The organism is Polaromonas sp. JS666 (assembly GCF_000013865.1).
In the GTDB taxonomy this organism is placed as follows: domain Bacteria; phylum Pseudomonadota; class Gammaproteobacteria; order Burkholderiales; family Burkholderiaceae_C; genus Polaromonas.
Genome location: NC_007948.1, coordinates 2746989 through 2766224, shown reverse-complemented (window position 1 = coordinate 2766224; position 19236 = coordinate 2746989). Strand labels below are relative to the sequence as shown.

Sequence of the window (19236 nt, the reverse complement as noted above, 5' to 3'; positions counted from 1 at the left end):
GATTTACTTATGAATCAGATGATCGCGTCGAAGGGAAGTACTGAAAGCAGTCGGGTGTTTGAACTGGCCGCCGAGTTGTTTTCGGTGCTGGCCACGCCCATGCGTTTGCGTGTGTTGAGCGCCTTGTGCGAGCGCGAAAAGTCTGTCAATGAGCTGCTTGCCGAAATTGACACCACGCAGCCCAATCTTTCGCAGCACCTGGCGGTGCTCTATCGCACGGGGGTTCTGGCCAAACGCAAAGAGGGCGCGCAGGTGATTTACCGGGTGCAAAGCGAAAAAGCTGTCGCGCTGTGCCGCAGCGTGTGCACCCAGATCGCGATTGAGCTGGACGAGCCCGGTGCAGTGCCCGCATCAGAGAGCTTGTTGTACCGAGCCAGTTCGCTAAAAGTCTGAGCCCGGAGACCCGCTTCATGTTCAGTCGATTCCTGCAACGCGCACCTGAAAATTTCCTGAGCCGCACGCAGATACAAGATGTGCGGGCCGGCCGGCGCGGCTTTCTGGCCAAGGCCTTTGCCACAGCTGCTGCCGCTACGGCGGCTGGGTCCGTCAGTGCCCAAGGGGAGGGGGGTGACGCGAACATCCTGAATCTGCCGCCCCATAGCAAGGGCCTGGGTCAGCCGGTTGCGGCACGCGGCTACGGCCTGCCCAGCGAATTTGAAAAAAACCTGCAGCGCCGTGAAAGCCCGGGCCTGACGCGGGTCGGCCAGTCGAGTGTCAGTTTTTGTCCGCTCCAGGGGCTGTTTGGCATCATCACGCCCAGTGGCCTGCATTTTGAACGGCACCACCAGGGCTGGTGGGATATCGATCCGTCCAGGCACCGGCTGATGGTCAATGGCTCTGACGAAGGCCTGCTCAAGCGCCCCATGGTGTTCAGCATGGACGACGTGATGCGCCTGCCCAGTGTCAGCCGCATGCATTTCATTGAGTGCGGAGCCAACACCGGCATGGAATGGGGCAATGCGGCGGTGCCCACGGTGCAATACACCCACGGCATGCTCAGCTGCAGCGAATTCACCGGCGTGCCCCTGCGCACCCTTCTAGAGTTGTGCGGCGCGGACTTGCGGCGCGCCAAATTCATCCTGGCAGAAGGCGCCGACGGCTCAGGCATGACGCGCACCATTCCGATGAGTCTGATCATGAGTGGCGAGGTGCTGGTGGCGTACGGGCAAAACGGCGAAATGCTGCGGCCCGAAAACGGCTACCCCTTGCGCCTGATCGTGCCGGGCGTGCAGGGCGTGAGCTGGGTCAAATACCTGCGGCGCATTGAGGTGGGTGACATGCCCTACGGCGCGAAGGACGAGACCATCCATTACGTCGATTTGCTGCCCGATGGCACGCACCGCCAGTACACCAGCATCCAGGAAGTCAAAAGCGTGGTCACCTCGCCCAGTGGCGGCCAGGTGCTGCTGCAAAAAGGGTTTCACACCATCACGGGCCTGGCCTGGAGCGGGCGCGGCAAGGTCCGCCGGGTGGACGTGTCGACTGACGGCGGACGCAATTGGGCACCGGCCCGGCTCCAGGGCCCGGTGCTTGCCAAATGCCTGACGCGTTTTAATGCCGACTTTGTCTGGGACGGCAAACCAGCGATTTTTCAGAGCCGGGCCGTGGATGAAACCGGGCAGGTCCAGCCGACCTACGCTGAATTGCGCAAGGTGCGTGCCTCGCGCAGCATTTATCACAACAACGCCATCCAGTCGTGGCTGCTGGAGGAAAACGGCGAGGTGAAAAATGTCCAGATCTAGGTCCAGGCTGCTCCCCGGTGCCTGGCGGCTGACCGCCTGCGCCTGTGTATGGATGCTGGGCGTGGGTGCAAGCCAGGCGCAATCCCTGCCAGCGCCAAAGCGCGCAGCAGCGCAGGTTTCGCTGGCGGGTGCGGGTATTTCAGGCATTGGCCGAACCGCCACGCCCGCGGAAATCAGGGCTTGGGACATTGACGTCCGGCCCGACTTCAAGGGGCTTCCCAAGGGGCAGGGCTCGGTACGCCAGGGTGAGGTCTTGTGGGAAGCCCAGTGTGCGTCCTGCCACGGCAGTTTTGCCGAGTCGTCGGATGTGTTTACACCGCTGGTCGGGGGCGTGACGGCCCAGGACATCCGGGCCGGCCGGGTGGACAGCCTGTTGCCGGGTGCCAACCAGCCGCATCGCACCACGCTGATGAAGTTGTCCACGCTGTCTACCCTGTGGGACTACATCAACCGGGCCATGCCCTGGAATGCGCCCAAAACATTGACTGCCGACGAGGTGTATGCCGCCACTGCCTACATCCTGCATCTGGGCAATGTATTGCCCGCGGACTTCACGCTATCTGACAGCAACATCCGCGAGGTGCAGGACCGCCTGCCCAACCGCCATGGCATGACCACCGCGCACGCGTTGTGGCCCGGCAAGGAGTTGGGTGGCACGGCGCGGCCCGATGTACAGGGCTTGGCCTGCATGAAAGACTGCAAGGCGCAAGCCGTCGTCAAAAGCTTTTTGCCCGACTATGCGCGCAATGCGCACGGCAACCTGGTGGACCAGTCACGCCTGGTGGGCGTCAGCCGCGGGGCCGATACCACACGGCCGCCCCAGGCCCGGAATTTTGAGCCAAATCTCGATGTAGCCCGATACGAGCGGTCTTCAAGTGCTCCTGAAAAAGGAGCGAAGGCTGCGTTGCCAGCTGCGGCGACCACGGCCCCCATCCCTGCGGGCACTGCGGGAGTCATGCCGCTGCTGCAGAAGAATGCCTGTGTTGCCTGCCATGGCATGGACAGTAAACTCGTCGGCCCGTCGTTCAGGGAGATCGCCGCGAAATATAAAGATCACGCCGATGCGGTGAATTACCTGTCGGGCAAAATCAGGGCAGGTGGACAGGGCGTCTGGGGCTCCATGGCCATGCCAGCACAGTCCTTGAGCCTGGCCGAATCGGCTCAGCTTGCCCAGTGGCTGGCGCTGGGGGCGAAACCATGAATGGTGACGCGTCAAAATTGGTGAGTGCGGTGGTGACGTGGGATAAATCCCCTCCCGCGGGTGTCGGTTTTTGTGTCCAATGGCGCTCAGGTTTCAAGACACCAAAAAAAAGTTAGATCAATAAGCAAGTTAAGGAGTTCGATCCATGGAACGTCGTGAATTTTTAACCAGCAGTTCTGGCGCCACGGCGCTGGCCCTCGCTGCCGCCTCCGGCCTGGTGCCGGCCTATGCGCAAAATGCGCCGGGCTGGAACAAGGTGGCTTTTGACAGCAAATCCTTCGCGGAGGCCGCCAAGACCCTGGGCGCCACCAGCGCACCGGTTGAAAGCAAGGAACTGGTATTGCAGGCCCCGGAGATTGCCGAAAACGGCAGCGTGGTGCGCGTTGGTGCGCAAAGCAGCATGGCCAACACCACGCAGATTGCATTCGTGGTTGAAAAAAATCCCAGCGCGCTGGCGGCGCTGTTCGATATTCCGGCCGGCACCGATGCCAGCGTCTCGACCAACATCAAGATGGGTCAGTCGTCCAATGTGTATGCGCTGGCCAAAGTCGGCGACAAGTATTTTTACGCTGTGAAAGAAGTGAAAGTCACGCTGGGCGGTTGCGGCGGCTAGCTTGCCGCGCCCCGGTCTCACGTCAATCACAGTTCAAGTCAGGAGAAAAAATGTCAGATCCAATGCGAATCCGGGCCCAGGCCCAGGGCGATAAAACCACGGTCCGAGTGCTGGTCAGCCACGAAATGGAGAGCGGTCAGCGCAAGGACGCCGCAGGCAAGACCGTGCCCGCCTGGTTTATCCAGACCATCAACGCCACCTGGAACGGGAAAACCGTGATGAGTGCCCAATGGGGTACGGCGGTGTCGAAGAATCCCTTCGTGCAGTTCAGCTTCAAGGGCGGCAAGGCCGGCGACAAGATCGTGGTGAACTGGGTCGACAACCACGGTGACAAGCGCAGCGACGAAGCGCTTGTTGCCTGAAGGGCAGCATCTGCATCGCGCCGGCGTCGCACCAGCTTCAGCGGTGCGACCTCACAATAACGAAGACGGTTGATAACGAAAACGGTTGAGGAGACCACGATGAAATCAAGCCTGTACGGGCCTGCGGCACTGGCGGCACTTACGGCACTGGCGCTGTTCCCGTTGTCCGCCGCCGCGCAGAAAAGCACCGCCGAGGGCATCGCCGAGTACCGTGCGATGCTGGCCGATGGCAACCCGGCCGAGCTGTATGAGGCCAAGGGTGAGCTGATCTGGAAACAGGCGCGCGGCCCGAAGAATGCTTCGCTCGAAAAATGCGACCTGGGCAAAGGCCCCGGCGTGGTGAAGGGCACTTTTGTCGAGTTGCCGCGCTTTTTTGCGGACACCCGGCGCGTGCAGGACCTGGAGTCGCGCCTGCTCACCTGTATGGAGCAACTGCAGGGTTTCAATGCGGCTGACATCGCCAAAACCAGCTTTGGTACAGGCGAGCAAAAGACCATTGAGTCGCTGGTGGCCTATATTTCGGGCGAATCGCGCGGCATGAGCTTCAACCTGCCGCAGGCCCATGCGCAGGAAAAGCTGATGTATGAAGTTGGCAAGAAGGTGTTCTACCTGCGCGGCGGCCCCTATGACTTTTCGTGTGCGTCTTGCCATGGGGAGGACAACAAGCGTGTGCGTCTGCAGGACCTTCCCAACCTGACCAAAGAACCTGGCGCCAGCACCGGTTTTGGCGCGTGGCCGGCCTACCGTGTTTCCAGCGGCGATTTGTGGAGCATGCAGCGCCGCCTGAATGACTGCTATCGGCAGCAGCGCTTTCCGTTCCCGGGCTATGCCTCCGACGCGACCATTGCGCTGGGCGTGTACATGGGTGTGAACAGCAAGGGCGGTGCCTCCACCGCTCCTGCGCTCAAGCGTTAAACCGGGCAGAAGGATTGACATGAACAAGACACAAAAAAAAGTAGCCCTGCTGGCAGTCGGCACCGCTTTGACCGTGCTGCTGGCCGGTTGCGCGATGGCGCCCACGTCGCAGGCGGTTGATGAAGCCACCGCCCAAGTGCTGAAGGGCTCGTTCCGCGAACAGGGTATTGCCAGGCTGGACCGGCTCAAGCTCGATGCCTCCAACCAGGCCTGTTCGGAGGCTGCGGGGAAGCCGCTCGATGAAAAACTGGCCAAAGCCATTGAAGAGGCCAACCTGAAAACGGTGAAGTTTCCCTTGGATGGCAAATTTATCGGCAACTGGCGCGAAGGCGAAAAAATTGCCCAGAACGGGCGCGGCCTGACCTGGAGCGACAAGCCCGGTGAAGCCAACGGTGGCAGCTGCTACAACTGCCATCAGATCAGCAAGGCGGAACTGTCTTTTGGCTCGATAGGCCCCAGCCTTTACAACTACGGCAAGCTGCGCGGCGTGAGTGACCCGGCCGCTGCTGCCAGCAAACCCATTGTTGAGTACACCTGGGGAAAACTCTGGAACGCCAAGGCCTACAACGCCTGCTCCGGCATGCCCCGGTTTGGCCATGCGGCCATCCTGGGTGAGCAGCAGATTCGCGACGTGATGGCGCTGCTGCTGGATCCGCAATCGCCGGTCAATAAATAATCAACGGCGATTCTGGCTGTCTGCCCGGGAAATAGGGGCGCAAACAGCTCAAATTGATAGTAGTTTCAACCCACACCCGGCTTGCCGGGCAGGATGCCTGACGCCATGAATCTGTCCCGCCGCGAATTTGCAAGTGTCATGGCTGCGGCCCTGGCTGCCGGTTTTCCGTTACAGCGCGAGGCCAGTGCTGCCCAGGCTGGTGGCTTGTACAACTTGCCGCGCTCCGGCAATGTGCACCTGTTGCACATGACGGATTGCCACGCCCAGTTGTTGCCCAGTTATTTTCGCGAGCCCTCTGTCAACCTGGGCGTCGGCGCCATGCGCGGGCAGGTTCCTCATCTGGTGGGCGAGCAACTGTTGAAAGCGGCCAGCCTGAAGTCGGGCACACCCGAGGCGCATGCCTTTACCTATCTGGACTTTGAGCGGTCTGCCCGCCAGTACGGCAAGGTGGGTGGTTTTTCCCACCTGGCTACGCTGGTCAGGCAACTCAAGGCGGATCGCCCCGGTGCGCTGCTGCTCGATGGCGGTGATACCTGGCAAGGCAGCGCCACGGCGCTCTGGACGCAGGGCCAGGACATGGTGGACGCCGCGAAGTTGCTGGGCGTGGACATCATGACCGGCCACTGGGACTTCACCTATGGCGAGGAACGTGTCAAGAAAATCATCGAGCAGGACTTTGCCGGCAAGGTCGACTTCATCGCGCAAAACATCAAGACCAGCGACTTTGGCGACCCGGTGTTCAAGCCCTATGTGATCAGGGAGATGAACGGCGTGGCTGTCGCCATCGTGGGCCAGGCCTTTCCCTACACACCCATTGCCAACCCCGGCTGGCAAACGCCAAACTGGACTTTCGGCATCCGCGAAAGCGAGATGCAGGAAACGGTCAATGAGGCGCGCGCCAAGGGCGCGCAGGCGGTGGTGCTGCTCAGCCACAACGGCATGGACGTGGACCTGAAGATGGCCTCGCGCGTTACCGGTATCGACGCCATTCTGGGTGGGCATACTCACGACGGCGTGCCGGTGCCTGTGATTGTCAAAAACCCGGGCGGCCAGACCATCGTGACCAATGCGGGAAGCAATGGCAAGTTTCTGGGCGTGCTGGATCTGGACGTGAAGGACAAGCAGGTGCGGGGTTTCAGCTACCGCCTGCTGCCGGTGTTTTCCAGTCTGTTGCCGGCTGATTCCGCCATGAGTGCGCTGATTTCCAGGGTGCGTGCGCCTTATGATGCCAAATTGTCGGAAAAACTGGCGTTGACCGAAGGCACGCTGTACCGCCGTGGCAATTTCAACGGCACCTTTGACCAGCTCATCCTCGACGCCCTGATGGACGTACGCGGCGCCGAAATCGCCTTTTCCCCCGGGTTTCGCTGGGGAACATCGTTGCTGCCCGGCCAGGCCATCACGCGCGAACACCTGATGGACCAGACCGCGATCACCTATCCGTGGACCACCCTGACGGACATGCGCGGCGAGACGATCAAAACCATTCTGGAGGACGTGGGTGACAACCTGTTCAATCCCGATCCTTATTACCAGCAGGGCGGTGACATGGTGCGGGTGGGCGGGCTGACCTATACCTGCGAGCCGGGAGCCAAAATGGGGTCGCGCATCCAGAACATGCGCCTGAAAGGCCAATTGATTGAGGCTGGCAAGACTTACAAGGTGGCCGGCTGGGCGCCGGTTGCCGAGGCCAGCAAACATGCCGGGCCGCCCGTCTGGGAGGTGGTCGAGCACTATCTCAAGGCTCAAAAGGTGATCAAACCGGCCAAGCCCAATACCCCCGAGCTGCTCGGCGTTGCGGGTAACCCCGGGCTCGGCCTGGCGCTGTAACCCGGGGCTCGGCCCCTGGAGCTTTCTCAGGGGCTGTGGTCATGCTGGTGCGGTAAAACACCCGCAATACCAGCGGTATCGGCCCAAAAATCGGACCGGAAACAACGCCTCGTCCGGTAAAGAAACAAACCAATTTTGGCGCTGCCGCAGTTCGGTGGCACAATCTAGCCTGTTTCTGAAGGCCCTTCCTGCCACAGTCGCATCCGCTAATCGGTCCAGCCGTGTTGCGGAAGGTTAATCAACCAGCTTTAACCAGCTAATGTTTCCCCAAGGGAAACGGAGGTCAGCGGATATGAGTTCCAGCTCGCAGACACCTGCATCTGTCTATTCTGCCTATAACGGCAACACTTATCTTTTCGGCGGCAATGCGCCCTATGTCGAAGAGATGTACGAAAACTATCTTGCCAATCCTGGCAGCGTGCCCGATAACTGGCGCGATTACTTCGACGCACTCCAGCATGTTCCCGCCGTGGATGGCAGCAATGCCAAAGACGTGCCGCACCTGCCCGTCGTCAACGCCTTTGCCGAGCGTGCCAAACAGGGCCAGACCAAAGTCGGGGAGGCCAGCGGTGCCGACTCAGAAATGGGGCGCAAGCGCACGGCCACCCAGCAACTGATTGCCGCGTACCGCAACGTCGGTGCCCGCTGGGCTGATCTCGACCCCCTGAAGCGCGCCGAGCGCGACAAGATTCCCGAGCTGGAGCCGTCTTTCTACGGCTTCACCGATGCCGACCAGGAAACGGTGTTCAACACCAGCAACACCTTCTTCGGCAAAGACACCATGAGCTTGCGTGAGCTGATCAACGCGCTGCGCGAGACCTATTGCGGCACGATCGGCGCCGAGTACATGTATGCCACCGACCAGAACCAGAAGCGCTGGTGGCAGCAAAAGCTGGAATCGATTCGCAGCAAGCCCAATCTCACAAAAGAGAAAAAACTCCACATCCTTGACCGGCTCACCGCAGCGGAAGGCCTTGAGCGCTTTTTGCACACCAAATACGTGGGCCAGAAGCGCTTCTCGCTCGAAGGCGGCGAAAGCTTCATCGCCAGCATGGATGAATTGATCCAGCAGGGTGGCATCAAGGGTGTGCAGGAAATTGTCATCGGCATGGCCCACCGGGGCCGCCTCAATGTGCTGGTCAACTCGCTGGGCAAAGTGCCGGCTGACCTGTTTGCCGAGTTTGACCATACCGCCCCTGAAGATCTGCCCAGCGGTGACGTGAAATACCACCAGGGTTTCAGCTCCGACGTGACCACCCCTGGTGGCCCGGTGCATCTGAGCCTGGCATTCAACCCTTCGCACCTGGAAATCGTGAACCCCGTGGTGGAGGGTTCGGTGCGTGCCCGCATGGACCGCCGTGCCGATCCGAAAGGACTGCAGGTGTTGCCGGTTCTGGTGCATGGTGACGCCGCCTTTGCAGGGCAGGGCGTTGTGATGGAGACGCTGGCACTGGCCGAAACCCGCGGTTATTTCACGGGCGGCACGGTGCACATCGTGATCAACAACCAGATCGGCTTTACCACCAGCGACCCGCGTGACAGCCGTTCCACGCTGTACTGCACCGATGTGGTCAAGATGATTGAAGCGCCGGTGCTGCACGTCAATGGCGATGACCCGGAGGCCGTGGTGCTGGCTACCCAGCTGGCGCTTGAGTTCCGCATGGAATTCCAGAAAGATGTCGTCGTGGACATCATCTGCTTCCGCAAACTGGGCCACAACGAGCAGGACACGCCTGCACTGACCCAGCCACTGATGTACAAGAAGATTGCGCAGCACCCTGGAACCCGCCGCCTGTATGCCGACAAGCTGTCTGCACAGGGCATGGGCGACACGCTGGGCGACGACATGGTCAAGGCCACCCGCGCAGCGCTGGACGCCGGCAAGAGCACGTTTGACCCAGTGCTGACCAATTTCAAGAGCAAGTATGCGGTTGACTGGGTTCCCTATCTGGGCAAAAAGTGGACCGACGCGGGGGACACCGCCATTCCCATGGCCGAATGGAAACGCCTGGCCGACAGAATCACCGCCATCCCTTCCAGCGTGACACCGCACCAGCTCGTCAAGAAGGTGTATGACGACCGCGCAGCCATGGGCCGCGGTGACATCCCCGTGGACTGGGGCATGGGCGAGCACATGGCGTTTGCCTCGCTGGTGGCCAGCGGCTACCCGGTGCGCCTGTCGGGTGAAGACTGCGGTCGCGGAACCTTCACCCATCGCCATGCCGTGATTCACGACCAGAGCCGTGAAAAATGGGATACCGGCACCTACGTGCCGCTGCAGAATGTGGCTGAGAACCAGGCCCCGTTTGTGGTGATCGACTCCATCCTCTCGGAAGAAGCGGTGCTGGCCTTCGAGTACGGCTATGCCTCCAACGATCCCAATACGCTGGTGATCTGGGAAGCGCAGTTCGGCGACTTCGCCAATGGTGCGCAGGTCGTGATTGACCAGTTCATCGCTTCCGGTGAGGTGAAGTGGGGCCGCGTCAACGGCATCACGCTGATGCTGCCGCATGGCTACGAAGGCCAGGGGCCCGAGCACAGCTCGGCACGCCTGGAGCGCTTCATGCAGCTGTCTGCCGATACCAATATGCAGGTGGTTCAGCCGACGACCGCCAGCCAGATCTTCCACGTGCTGCGCCGCCAGATGGTGCGCAACCTGCGCAAACCTCTGGTGATCATGACGCCCAAGTCGCTGCTGCGCAACAAGGACGCCACGTCGCCGCTGTCCGAGTTCACCAAAGGCAGCTTCCAGACCATCATTCCCGAGAACAAGGAAGAGATCATCAAGAAGGCCGACAAGGTCAAGCGCATCATTGCCTGCTCTGGCAAGGTGTACTACGACCTGGCTAAGAAGCGCGAAGAAAAGGGCGCTGACGATGTGGTGATTTTGCGTGTTGAGCAGCTCTACCCCTTCCCGCACAAGGCGTTTGCGGCGGAGCTGAAAAAGTACCCGAATGTCACCGACCTTGTGTGGTGCCAGGACGAGCCGCAAAACCAGGGCGCCTGGTTCTTTGTGCAGCATTACATCCACGAGAACATGTTCGAAGGCCAGAAGCTCGGCTACTCAGGCCGTGCAGCCTCGGCGTCACCGGCCTCCGGGTATTCGTACCTGCATCAGGAGCAGCAAAAAGCGCTGGTGGACGGCGCGTTTGGCAAGCTCAAGGGCTTTGTGCTGACCAAGTAAGAACCAGGATCCCCGGGCCTTCGTGCGCCCGCGGAACACAAGAACATATCGGAAAGAAACAAAATGGCTATCGTAGAAGTCAAAGTCCCCCAATTGTCCGAGTCCGTGGCGGAAGCCACCATGCTGCAGTGGAAAAAGAAAATCGGCGAGGCAATTGCCATCGACGAAATCCTGATTGAAATCGAAACCGACAAGGTCGTGCTGGAAGTGCCCGCGCCTTCGGCCGGTGTGCTGACCGAGCTGGTGGTGGCCGATGGCGGCACCGTGGTGTCCGACCAGGTGATTGCGAGAATTGATACCGAGGGCAAGGCAGGCGCTGGTGCGCCGGCTCCAGCGGCGGCAGCGGCCGCTGCTCCTGCAGCTGCAGCTTCATCTGTGCCGGCCCCTGCGGCGGGTGGTTCCATGGCCGGTGTGCCCATGCCGGCTGCTGCCAAGCTGATGGCGGACGCCAACCTGGCGGCCGGCTCTGTGCCTGGGACCGGCAAGGACGGCCGTGTCACCAAGGGTGATGTGCTCGGCGCAACAGCAGCCGGTGCTGTCAAATCTGTAGCTGCCAGCCCAGTTCCTACGGGGGCTCCGACCACTTCCTTGCCTCAGGTCGCCGCGCAGGTGAAGCCCGCTGACCTGGGCGATCGTCCCGAGCAGCGTGTGCCCATGAGCCGCCTGCGTGCGCGCGTGGCCGAGCGCCTGTTGCAGTCCCAATCCACCAACGCCATCCTCACTACCTTCAATGAAGTGAACATGGCTCCCGTGATGGAAATGCGCAAGCGATTCCAGGAGAAATTCGAGAAGGAGCATGGCGTCAAGATCGGCTTCATGAGCTTTTTTGTGAAGGCCGCAGTGCATGCGTTGAAGAAGTACCCGGTCCTGAACGCGTCGGTCGACGGTAACGACATCGTCTACCACGGCTACTTCGACATCGGTATTGCTGTCGGTTCACCGCGCGGCCTGGTGGTGCCCATCCTGCGCAATGCCGACCAGATGAGCTTTGCCGACATCGAGAAGAAGATCGCCGAATATGGTGCCAAGGCGCGCGATGGCAAGCTGGGCATCGAAGAGATGACGGGTGGTACCTTCTCGATCTCCAACGGCGGTGTGTTCGGCTCCATGCTGTCCACGCCCATCATCAACCCACCGCAGTCCGCCATTCTGGGCGTGCACGCCACGAAAGACCGGGCAGTCGTCGAGAACGGCCAGATTGTGGTTCGCCCGATGAACTACCTGGCCATGAGCTATGACCACCGCATCATTGATGGCCGCGAAGCCGTGCTGGGCCTGGTGGCCATGAAGGAAGCGCTGGAAGATCCGGCCCGCTTGCTGTTTGATATTTGACGCCCCTGTTGCCGCTCACTGCGTGTAGCGGCCTCCCCCCTCAAGGGGGCGACACCTGCGGCCCGGCAAAGCCGGTTCCGCGGTGTCTCGCGAACAGGCTTTGCTTCGCTCGCCGGTGCGAGAGCAAATCGAGGTATTGCCACCGGCAGCTTTATTGAAAGAACAACATGTCCAAACAATTCGACGTGATCGTCATCGGCGGCGGCCCCGGCGGCTACATTGCCGCCATTCGCGCCGCCCAGTTGGGTTTTAACGTCGCCTGTATCGACGAGTGGAAAAATGCCAAGGGCGGGCCTGCCCTGGGCGGCACCTGTACCAATGTAGGCTGCATCCCGTCCAAGGCCCTGTTGCAGTCGTCCGAGCATTACGAGCAGGCCGGTCACCACTTCGCCGACCACGGCATTGAAGTGAAGGGCCTGAGCCTGGACCTGGCCAAGATGGTGGGTCGAAAGGACACGGTCGTCAAGCAAAACAACGATGGCATCGTGTACCTGTTCAAGAAGAACAAGGTCACCTTCTTCCATGGCCGCGCCTCCTTTGCCGCTGCCAAGGACGGTCTCTACGACATCAAGGTCGCGGGCGCTGCGGAAGAAACGCTTTCGGGCAAGCACATCATTGTGGCCACGGGTTCGAATGCCCGCGCGCTGCCCGGCGCTCCTTTTGACGAAGAGAGCATTCTGTCGAACGACGGCGCGCTGCGCATCGGTGCCGTGCCCAAAAAGCTCGGTTTGATCGGTTCCGGCGTGATCGGCCTCGAAATGGGTTCAGTCTGGCGCCGTCTGGGTGCCGAGGTCACGGTTCTGGAAGGCCTGCCCACGTTCCTGGGTGCCGTTGACCAGCAGATTGCCAAAGAGGCGTACAAGGCCTTCGTCAAGCAGGGCCTGAAGATCGAGCTGGGTGTCCAGGTGGGCGAGGTCAAGTCGGGTAAAAACGGTGTCTCCGTGGCCTATGTGGATGCGAAGGGCCAGGCCCAGAAAATTGATGTGGACAAGCTGATCGTCTCGATTGGCCGGGTTGCCAACACCATCGGACTGGCGCCTGAAACGGTCGGGCTGAAGCTCGATGAGCGCGGCGCCATCGTGGTGGACGATGAATGCAAGACGAATTTGCCGAATGTGTGGGCCATCGGCGACGTGGTGCGCGGGCCGATGCTGGCGCACAAGGCCGAGGAAGAAGGCGTTGCGGTCGCTGAACGCATTGCAGGCCAGCACGGCCACGTCAACTTCAACACCATTCCGTGGGTGATTTACACCAACCCCGAGATCGCCTGGGTGGGCCAGACGGAAGAGCAGCTGAAGGCCGCAGGACGCGCTTACCGGGCTGGCACCTTCCCCTTCATGGCCAATGGCCGGGCGCGCGCTTTGGGCGACACCACCGGCATGGTCAAGATGCTGGCCGATACGGCCACGGATGAAATCCTGGGCGTGCACATTGTGGGACCGTTTGCCAGCGAGTTGATTGCCGAATGTGTGGTGGCCATGGAGTTCCGCGCCAGCAGCGAGGACATCGCGCGCATCTGCCATGCCCATCCATCCTTGAGCGAGGCCACGAAAGAGGCCGCGCTGGCAGTGGACAAGCGTACCCTGAACTTCTGACACCCTGGATACCGGACCGGTGACACAGCTGGTGCGCTCGGCCTACGAGGCTGAACTGGTGGCGCGGGGTTACACGAGTGACCCCGCCCAGTTGCGTGCGGTCGATGCCCTGGAGCGCTGTGCGGGTGAGTGGGCCGCGTTCAAGGAGCAGCGTTCAAACGCGTTCAAGAAGCTGATCAACCGGCCCGATATTCCCCGTGGCGTTTACATGTATGGGGGAGTCGGTCGGGGCAAGAGTTTCCTGATGGACTGCTTTTATGGCGCGGTACCGCTCAGGCGAAAAATCCGTCTGCATTTTCACGAGTTCATGCGCGAAGTGCATCGTGAGCTGCAGGACCTGCAGGGCACGGTGAACCCCCTTGATGAGTTGGGCAAGCGTATCGCCAAACGCTACCGGCTGATTTGCTTTGATGAGTTCCATGTGTCGGACATCACCGATGCCATGATTCTGCATCGGCTGCTGGCGGCCCTGTTCGACAATGGTGTGGGCTTCGTCACGACCTCGAATTTTCATCCCGACCAGCTCTACCCGCATGGCCTGCACCGCGATCGCATTCTTCCGGCGATAGGCCTGCTGAAAGCCAGACTGGAGGTCATCAACGTCGACAACGGGACTGACTATCGAAGGCGCACACTGGAGCAGGCCAAGCTGTATCACACGCCGCTGGGACCGCAGGCGGACGCCGAGATGACGGAAACCTTTAACCGGCTGGCCGAATCACACGACGAAAGTCCTGTACTGCATATCGAATCGAGGCAGATTCATGCCCGGCGAAAGGCCGGAGGCGTGGTGTGGTTTGATTTCAAGACCCTGTGCGGCGGCCCGCGTTCGCAGAACGATTATCTTGAGATTGCCACGCAGTTTCATACGGTGCTGTTGAGTGATGTGCCCCACATGCCTGTGAGGATGGCCTCCGAGGCACGGCGTTTTACCTGGCTGGTGGACGTGCTCTATGACCGGCGTGTAAAGTTGATCATGTCGGCCGCCGTTGCCCCCGATGCGTTGTACACGGAGGGGCCCTTGGTGCATGAGTTTCCCCGCACTGTGTCGCGGCTGGGTGAAATGCAATCCATGGAATTTCTGGCTCTGGAGCGAAGAGACGTCGACACCTCACTCACATGAAAAAATTGATCATTGCCTTTCTCCTTGCGTCCTTGAGCGCGTTTGCGTTCGCGCAAGCACCGGCACCGGCGGCCCGGGTCGGCAGCATTGATGCGGAACGCGAAAGAATCAGCGCTGAGCGGGCCAGGCTGGAGGCGGGATTTTTGACGGAAGATGCCGCGTGTTACAAGAAGTTTGCCGTTAACAGCTGTCTGCGTGACGTCAATGCCCGGCGGCGCGAGGCGATGGCGGGCCTGCGGCGGCAGGAGATTTTGCTCAATGACGAGGAGCGAAGAATCAAGGGCGCGGAGCAAATCCGCAAGACCGAAGAAAAATCATCCGCTGAAAAGCAGCAGGAAGCCGCAGACCGGCGCGCCAAGGCCTTTGAGGACTACCAGTCACGGCTGGCGCGGGAAAAAGAAAAACAGCAAAACCGGGCTGACACCCAGGCCGGTGAAAAAGCCAGCAGCGAGGCCCAAGCTGACAAGCTCGGAAACAAGCAGAAAAAAGCACGGGCGCGTGCAGACAGGGAGGCTGCCGCCGCCGAGGGGACCCAGAAATTCAATGAGCGCCAGAAGGAAGCCCGGGAGCGGCGTGCCCAGCACGAAAGCGAGCAACTCAAACGGACCAAGCCTCCCGCGAAATCCCTGCCCCTGCCTGAGTAAAGTCCGCAGGCCCCGCGTCATGCCGGGCCGGGCAGCGGGGATGGGAGGGGGACGTTCTAAGCGCTTCGCCAGTGGCCGCTTTGCTATTTGGCAACCCATGCAAGGGCATACACACTGCCCAGGTCTTGCGAACCCAGGCTGCCTCGGCTGGCGCAGACTCCTGGCCTTACTGGCCCAAAGGTTCGAGCTTGACGATCACCAGCGACAGGTTGTCGCCGCCACCCCGTGCACGCGATCTGGCTTTCTGGATCAGGAACTCGGTTGCTTCGCGCGGCGACAGCATGGACAAAGCCGATCCGATTTCACTGGTGCTGAAGTAGTGCCATACCCCATCGCTGCATGCAAGCAACACATCATCCGGACGCAATTGCGGGATGAAGTGCAGGGTGATGGGGGGTGATTCTTCTGTTCCCAGGCAACCCATCAAGATGTTGGATTGCGGATGGACATTGGCCTCCTCTTCGGTAATCTCACCCTTGTCGACCAGCGTCTGTACGTAGGAATGGTCCACCGTTCTGTGGATCAGCTTGTTGCCGTGGTAGTGGTAAATCCGTGAGTCACCGGTGTGCGCCCAGTGGCAGTCTCCGCCAGGATTGATGACAAAGGCTGCCAGCGTGCTGTGCGGCTCCTGTTCAGCAGAAAGCGCTGTCAGCTTGATGACAAGATGAGCCTCTTCAATGATCTGCTTGAGCATGGAGGGCGCATCATCAATATCCGGTGCATAGCGCTCAAAAAGCTGTTTGGCGGTGAGCATGACCTGGTCGGAGGCTTTGCGCCCGCCGCTTCGTCCGCCCATGCCGTCAGCCACTATGCCCAGCATGCAACCCGGAATACGAATGTGGGTATACAGGTTGACCTGGTCTTGTTGATAGTCCCGGTCGCCCTTATGGATTCCGGTGGACGCTGTGATTCGATAACCTTTGGACATCGTTTGATAGTTCAAGTCGGCAAGACTCGATTTATGGCCTCAATCGACGTATTATCAGATGAAGCAGCGCGTACGGACAAAAAACCTTGGACTTAAATTTACATTCCCCGGAACGGCAGCTGATCGAACTCAAAATCGAGCATGCGGACCTGGATGCCCTGCTTGACCTGGCGGTGCACACCCTGCCCATTGACGAACTCCTGCTCAGGCGCCTGAAAAAGCGCCGCCTGCTGCTGCGCGACCAGATTTCGCAGCTCGAATCCTCGCTGGATCCTCCCGAGCCCGCCTGATGAATCTCCTGTTTGAAGTGGAAGAGGCATTCGCTACGGATGGCGTTTTGTCGCGCGCTGCCGAGCATTTTGTGCCGCGCAGTGGCCAGACCGAGATGGCGCTGGCAGTGGCGCGCGCGATCGAAGGTGCTTACCCGCTCGTCGTGGAGGCCAGCACCGGTGTGGGTAAGACTTTTTCCTATCTAGTTCCGGCTTTGCTGAGCGGTGAACGGGTGCTGTTGTCCACCGCGACCAAGGCCTTGCAGGATCAGCTGTTTGGCCGCGATTTGCCCCGGCTGGTCGAGGCGCTGGGTTTGCCGGTGCGCACGGCGCTACTCAAGGGGCGGGGCAGCTATTTGTGCCTGCATCGCATGGAGATGGCCCGCCAAGATGCTCATCTGCCCGACGGTGTTTCAACGCGCACGCTGGCAAAAATTGAAGAATGGTCGCAGGCGACGCGAACGGGTGATCTAGCGGAACTGCCTGGCCTGGATGAGCGTTCGCCGGTGATTCCGCTGGTCACGTCGACGCGGGAGAATTGCCTGGGCGCGCAGTGTCCGCGCTTTCGAGCCTGCCATGTGAACCTTGCCCGCAGGGAGGCCATGGCGGCTGACGTGGTCGTCATCAACCACCATTTGTTTTTCGCCGACCTGGCGGTTCGCGAATCTGGCGTGGCAGAACTGCTGCCTTCCGTGCGTATCGCGATCTTTGATGAAGCGCATCAGCTGAACGAGACGGGCGTGCAGTTTCTGGGGCGAAACCTCACGACTGGCCAATTGCTGGATTTTGCCCGCGACATGCTGGCGGCCGGGCTGCAATTGGCTCGCGGCCTCGTGGATTGGCAGCAGGTTGTGGGCGCCACCGAGCAGGCGGCCCGCGAGTTGCGCCTGTGCGCCGGCAAGCAATACCCCGGCACCAAGCTGCGCTGGACCGGCGAGACGCCCGACGGCCTGAGCGCTTCCGGCTGGAGCGAGGCCGTCGCGGCGGTGCATGCCGCCTGTGTGCAGGCCTGCGCCGCGCTGGATACGGTCAGCGAGATTGCCCCCGACTTTGTCCGTCTGCATGAGCGTGCGGCAGAACTGGCCGCGCGTGCTGAAGGTTTTGTCCAGGCCTGCGAGCCTGGCTGTGTCCGGTGGGTTGATGTGGGTACACAGCTGCGGCTGGTCGAGTCACCGCTGGATATCTCGAAGGCCATGAAAAGCAAGGTGCTCGGGGCCGGCGAGGAGGGCGTGAAATCCTGGGTATTTACCTCGGCCACATTGGGGGACGACGACAAGCTGAGCTGGTTCACCCAGCCTTGCGGACTGGCTGACGCCCAGGTGCTGAAGGTCGGCAGTCCCTTTGACTATGAGCGGCAGGCAGCGCTGTATGTGCCGCAAGACTTCCCCAAGCCGGGAGATCCGTCCCATACGGCCAAGGTGGCAGCATCTGCCGCGGCGTGGGCGCAGCAACTGGGCGGGCGCACCATGGTGCTGACCACCACGTTGCGGGCATTGCGGATGATCGGCGAGGCGCTTCAACTTGCCTTTGAGGAGTCGGGTGACCTGGAAGTGCTTGTTCAGGGGGCGATGCCGAAGCGGATCTTGATAGAGCGCTTTCGGGAGGGCAACACCCAGGGCGGCCGGGGCTGTGTACTGGTGGCGTCGGCGTCGTTCTGGGAGGGCATTGACGTCCCTGGTGATGCGCTTCAGCTGGTGATTATCGACAAACTGCCTTTTCCTCCGCCGAACGATCCGCTGGCAGAGGCCCGGGCCAAGCTGCTCGAGTCCCAGGGGCGCAGTGCCTTCAACGACTACTTTCTGCCGGAGGCCGCCGTGGCACTCAAGCAGGGCGCGGGACGCCTGATACGGCGGGAAACCGACCAGGGCATCCTGGTGGTATGCGACGGCCGGCTGGCCTCCATGGGCTATGGGCGGCGTTTGCTGAGAGCGCTCCCGCCGATGCAGCGCCTGGCATCGGAGCAGGAGTTAATGGAAAGGCTGGAGGCCCTTACCAGAACTTGTACCATGGGTTGTCTACCGACTTGAAGCCCTTGCTCATGTATTGGCTCTGTGGGTAGGATTTTTCCATGATGCGGCGCATGTCATCGCGCAACTCCACCATGCCCAGTGCGTCGTAGGATTTGTAGAGGATGTAGGTAGCCTCTTCGAGCGCGGGAACATCGCGGTACTCCGCGATGGCGGCCTGGGCCCGATTGATGGCGGCAACGTAGGCGCCCCGGGAATAGTAGTACCTGGCGACGTGCACTTCCGATTGCGCCAGCGAATTCACAATGTAGGCCATGCGCAGGCGCGCATCCGGCGTATAGCGTGAGTCTGGAAAGCGGTTCACGAGGTCCCTGAACGACTCGAACGATTCCTTGGCTGCCTTCTGATCGCGCTCTGACAAATCCTGACGCGAGATGAACGAGAAAAGGCCAAGATTGTCGTTGAAGTTCACCAGGCCTTTGAGGTACAGCGCGTAATCCATGGCAGGACTGGCCGGGTGCAGTTTCATGAACCGGTCCAGGGTTGCGATCGCCTGGGGCTGCTCACCGCCTTTGTACTGGGCATAGGCCTTTTCAATCTGGGCCTGCTGCGCGAGGGGCGTTCCAGCCGCCCGGCCTTCCAGCTTTTCGTAAAGGGGAATGGCCTTGTCGTAGGCGCCTGAGCTGGCTTCGTCTTTCGCCTCCGCGTAAATCTTGTTGGGGCTCCAGGTGGCGGTTTTATCCGGCTCGGGCGTCGTGGAGCAGCCTGCAACTACAAAAGACAATGCGCAAACGGCTGCGACAAGCGGCGATGCATTGGGAACAACCGATAATTTGGTGGAAAACATTGCGATCG

At 60.8% G+C, this 19236-nt stretch carries 17 protein-coding genes; 15 read left to right on the top strand and 2 right to left on the bottom strand.

Features of this window, described 5'->3' with window-relative positions; genetic code table 11:
* Positions 1-9 precede the first annotated feature (9 nt).
* The 13 genes from BPRO_RS13070 (at position 10) to BPRO_RS13010 (ending at position 15217) form a co-directional block, all read left to right on the top strand.
* Entirely contained in the window at positions 10-393 is a 384-nt protein-coding gene (locus tag BPRO_RS13070) for an ArsR/SmtB family transcription factor (protein ID WP_011483546.1), read from the top strand.
* A gap of 17 nt (positions 394-410) precedes the next feature.
* Positions 411-1742, top strand: coding sequence for a sulfite dehydrogenase (gene soxC, locus BPRO_RS13065; protein WP_011483545.1), 1332 nt, complete (start codon positions 411-413; stop codon positions 1740-1742).
* A complete protein-coding gene (locus BPRO_RS13060; protein WP_011483544.1) occupies positions 1729-2943 on the top strand; it encodes a c-type cytochrome in 1215 nt (404 codons plus the stop codon). Before soxC ends, BPRO_RS13060 begins: the two co-directional genes overlap by 14 nt.
* A gap of 145 nt (positions 2944-3088) precedes the next feature.
* Complete coding sequence (gene soxY, locus BPRO_RS13055) at positions 3089-3556, top strand: thiosulfate oxidation carrier protein SoxY (protein WP_011483543.1); 468 nt, start codon at positions 3089-3091, stop codon at positions 3554-3556.
* Positions 3557-3606: 50 nt separating this feature from the next.
* The gene (gene soxZ, locus BPRO_RS13050; protein ID WP_011483542.1) at positions 3607-3918 is read left to right on the top strand and encodes a thiosulfate oxidation carrier complex protein SoxZ; all 312 of its coding nucleotides are present in this window, start codon (positions 3607-3609) and stop codon (positions 3916-3918) included.
* Between the two features lie 99 nt (positions 3919-4017).
* The gene (gene soxA / locus BPRO_RS13045; RefSeq protein WP_011483541.1) at positions 4018-4833 is read left to right on the top strand and encodes a sulfur oxidation c-type cytochrome SoxA; all 816 of its coding nucleotides are present in this window, start codon (positions 4018-4020) and stop codon (positions 4831-4833) included.
* Positions 4834-4852: 19 nt separating this feature from the next.
* Complete coding sequence (soxX, locus tag BPRO_RS13040) at positions 4853-5509, top strand: sulfur oxidation c-type cytochrome SoxX (RefSeq protein ID WP_011483540.1); 657 nt, start codon at positions 4853-4855, stop codon at positions 5507-5509.
* Between the two features lie 105 nt (positions 5510-5614).
* Positions 5615-7339, top strand: coding sequence for a thiosulfohydrolase SoxB (gene soxB, locus BPRO_RS13035; RefSeq protein ID WP_011483539.1), 1725 nt, complete (start codon positions 5615-5617; stop codon positions 7337-7339).
* Between the two features lie 292 nt (positions 7340-7631).
* Positions 7632-10523, top strand: coding sequence for a 2-oxoglutarate dehydrogenase E1 component (locus BPRO_RS13030; RefSeq protein ID WP_011483538.1), 2892 nt, complete (start codon positions 7632-7634; stop codon positions 10521-10523).
* A gap of 63 nt (positions 10524-10586) precedes the next feature.
* The gene (odhB, locus tag BPRO_RS13025) at positions 10587-11855 is read left to right on the top strand and encodes a 2-oxoglutarate dehydrogenase complex dihydrolipoyllysine-residue succinyltransferase (RefSeq protein ID WP_011483537.1); all 1269 of its coding nucleotides are present in this window, start codon (positions 10587-10589) and stop codon (positions 11853-11855) included.
* 167 nt (positions 11856-12022) lie between these two features.
* The gene (lpdA, locus tag BPRO_RS13020; RefSeq protein ID WP_011483536.1) at positions 12023-13450 is read left to right on the top strand and encodes a dihydrolipoyl dehydrogenase; all 1428 of its coding nucleotides are present in this window, start codon (positions 12023-12025) and stop codon (positions 13448-13450) included.
* Positions 13451-13469: 19 nt separating this feature from the next.
* Positions 13470-14573, top strand: a complete 1104-nt coding sequence (zapE, locus tag BPRO_RS13015; RefSeq protein WP_011483535.1) for a cell division protein ZapE — start codon at positions 13470-13472, stop codon at positions 14571-14573.
* Positions 14570-15217, top strand: a complete 648-nt coding sequence (locus BPRO_RS13010; RefSeq protein WP_011483534.1) for a hypothetical protein — start codon at positions 14570-14572, stop codon at positions 15215-15217. Before zapE ends, BPRO_RS13010 begins: the two co-directional genes overlap by 4 nt.
* A gap of 166 nt (positions 15218-15383) precedes the next feature.
* Here BPRO_RS13010 and BPRO_RS13005 read toward each other — a convergent pair whose 3' ends face one another.
* Positions 15384-16145: a PP2C family protein-serine/threonine phosphatase gene (locus BPRO_RS13005; RefSeq protein WP_011483533.1), complete on the bottom strand. Its 762-nt coding sequence runs from the start codon at positions 16143-16145 to the stop codon at positions 15384-15386.
* An 86-nt stretch (positions 16146-16231) separates the two neighbouring features.
* On the opposite strand from BPRO_RS13005, the gene BPRO_RS13000 reads away from it, so the two are divergent.
* Together BPRO_RS13000 and BPRO_RS12995 are read left to right on the top strand one after the other, a co-directional pair.
* Positions 16232-16435 (top strand): DUF465 domain-containing protein, encoded by a 204-nt coding sequence (locus tag BPRO_RS13000; RefSeq protein WP_011483532.1) that lies wholly within the window; start codon positions 16232-16234, stop codon positions 16433-16435.
* Positions 16435-18441, top strand: a complete 2007-nt coding sequence (locus BPRO_RS12995; protein ID WP_011483531.1) for an ATP-dependent DNA helicase — start codon at positions 16435-16437, stop codon at positions 18439-18441. The genes BPRO_RS13000 and BPRO_RS12995 overlap by 1 nt, the downstream gene beginning before the upstream one ends.
* On the opposite strand, the gene BPRO_RS12990 is transcribed toward BPRO_RS12995, so the two are convergent.
* Complete coding sequence (locus BPRO_RS12990) at positions 18404-19228, bottom strand: outer membrane protein assembly factor BamD (protein WP_011483530.1); 825 nt, start codon at positions 19226-19228, stop codon at positions 18404-18406. The two genes, BPRO_RS12995 and BPRO_RS12990, sit on opposite strands and share 38 nt — an antisense overlap.
* Between the last annotated feature and the right edge of the window lie 8 nt (positions 19229-19236).

Excerpts from the sequence above, each read along its gene's own strand:
- BPRO_RS13070 (WP_011483546.1), top strand. The coding sequence starts at position 10 with ATGAATCAGATGATCGCGTCGAAGGGAAGTACTGAAAGCAGTCGGGTG.
- soxC (WP_011483545.1), top strand. The coding sequence starts at position 411 with ATGTTCAGTCGATTCCTGCAACGCGCACCTGAAAATTTCCTGAGCCGC.
- BPRO_RS13060 (WP_011483544.1), top strand. The coding sequence starts at position 1,729 with ATGTCCAGATCTAGGTCCAGGCTGCTCCCCGGTGCCTGGCGGCTGACC.
- soxY (WP_011483543.1), top strand. The coding sequence starts at position 3,089 with ATGGAACGTCGTGAATTTTTAACCAGCAGTTCTGGCGCCACGGCGCTG.
- soxZ (WP_011483542.1), top strand. The coding sequence starts at position 3,607 with ATGTCAGATCCAATGCGAATCCGGGCCCAGGCCCAGGGCGATAAAACC.
- soxA (WP_011483541.1), top strand. The coding sequence starts at position 4,018 with ATGAAATCAAGCCTGTACGGGCCTGCGGCACTGGCGGCACTTACGGCA.
- soxX (WP_011483540.1), top strand. The coding sequence starts at position 4,853 with ATGAACAAGACACAAAAAAAAGTAGCCCTGCTGGCAGTCGGCACCGCT.
- soxB (WP_011483539.1), top strand. The coding sequence starts at position 5,615 with ATGAATCTGTCCCGCCGCGAATTTGCAAGTGTCATGGCTGCGGCCCTG.
- BPRO_RS13030 (WP_011483538.1), top strand. The coding sequence starts at position 7,632 with ATGAGTTCCAGCTCGCAGACACCTGCATCTGTCTATTCTGCCTATAAC.
- odhB (WP_011483537.1), top strand. The coding sequence starts at position 10,587 with ATGGCTATCGTAGAAGTCAAAGTCCCCCAATTGTCCGAGTCCGTGGCG.
- lpdA (WP_011483536.1), top strand. The coding sequence starts at position 12,023 with ATGTCCAAACAATTCGACGTGATCGTCATCGGCGGCGGCCCCGGCGGC.
- BPRO_RS13010 (WP_011483534.1), top strand. The coding sequence starts at position 14,570 with ATGAAAAAATTGATCATTGCCTTTCTCCTTGCGTCCTTGAGCGCGTTT.
- BPRO_RS13005 (WP_011483533.1), bottom strand. The coding sequence starts at position 16,145 with ATGTCCAAAGGTTATCGAATCACAGCGTCCACCGGAATCCATAAGGGC.
- BPRO_RS12995 (WP_011483531.1), top strand. The coding sequence starts at position 16,435 with ATGAATCTCCTGTTTGAAGTGGAAGAGGCATTCGCTACGGATGGCGTT.
- BPRO_RS12990 (WP_011483530.1), bottom strand. The coding sequence starts at position 19,228 with ATGTTTTCCACCAAATTATCGGTTGTTCCCAATGCATCGCCGCTTGTC.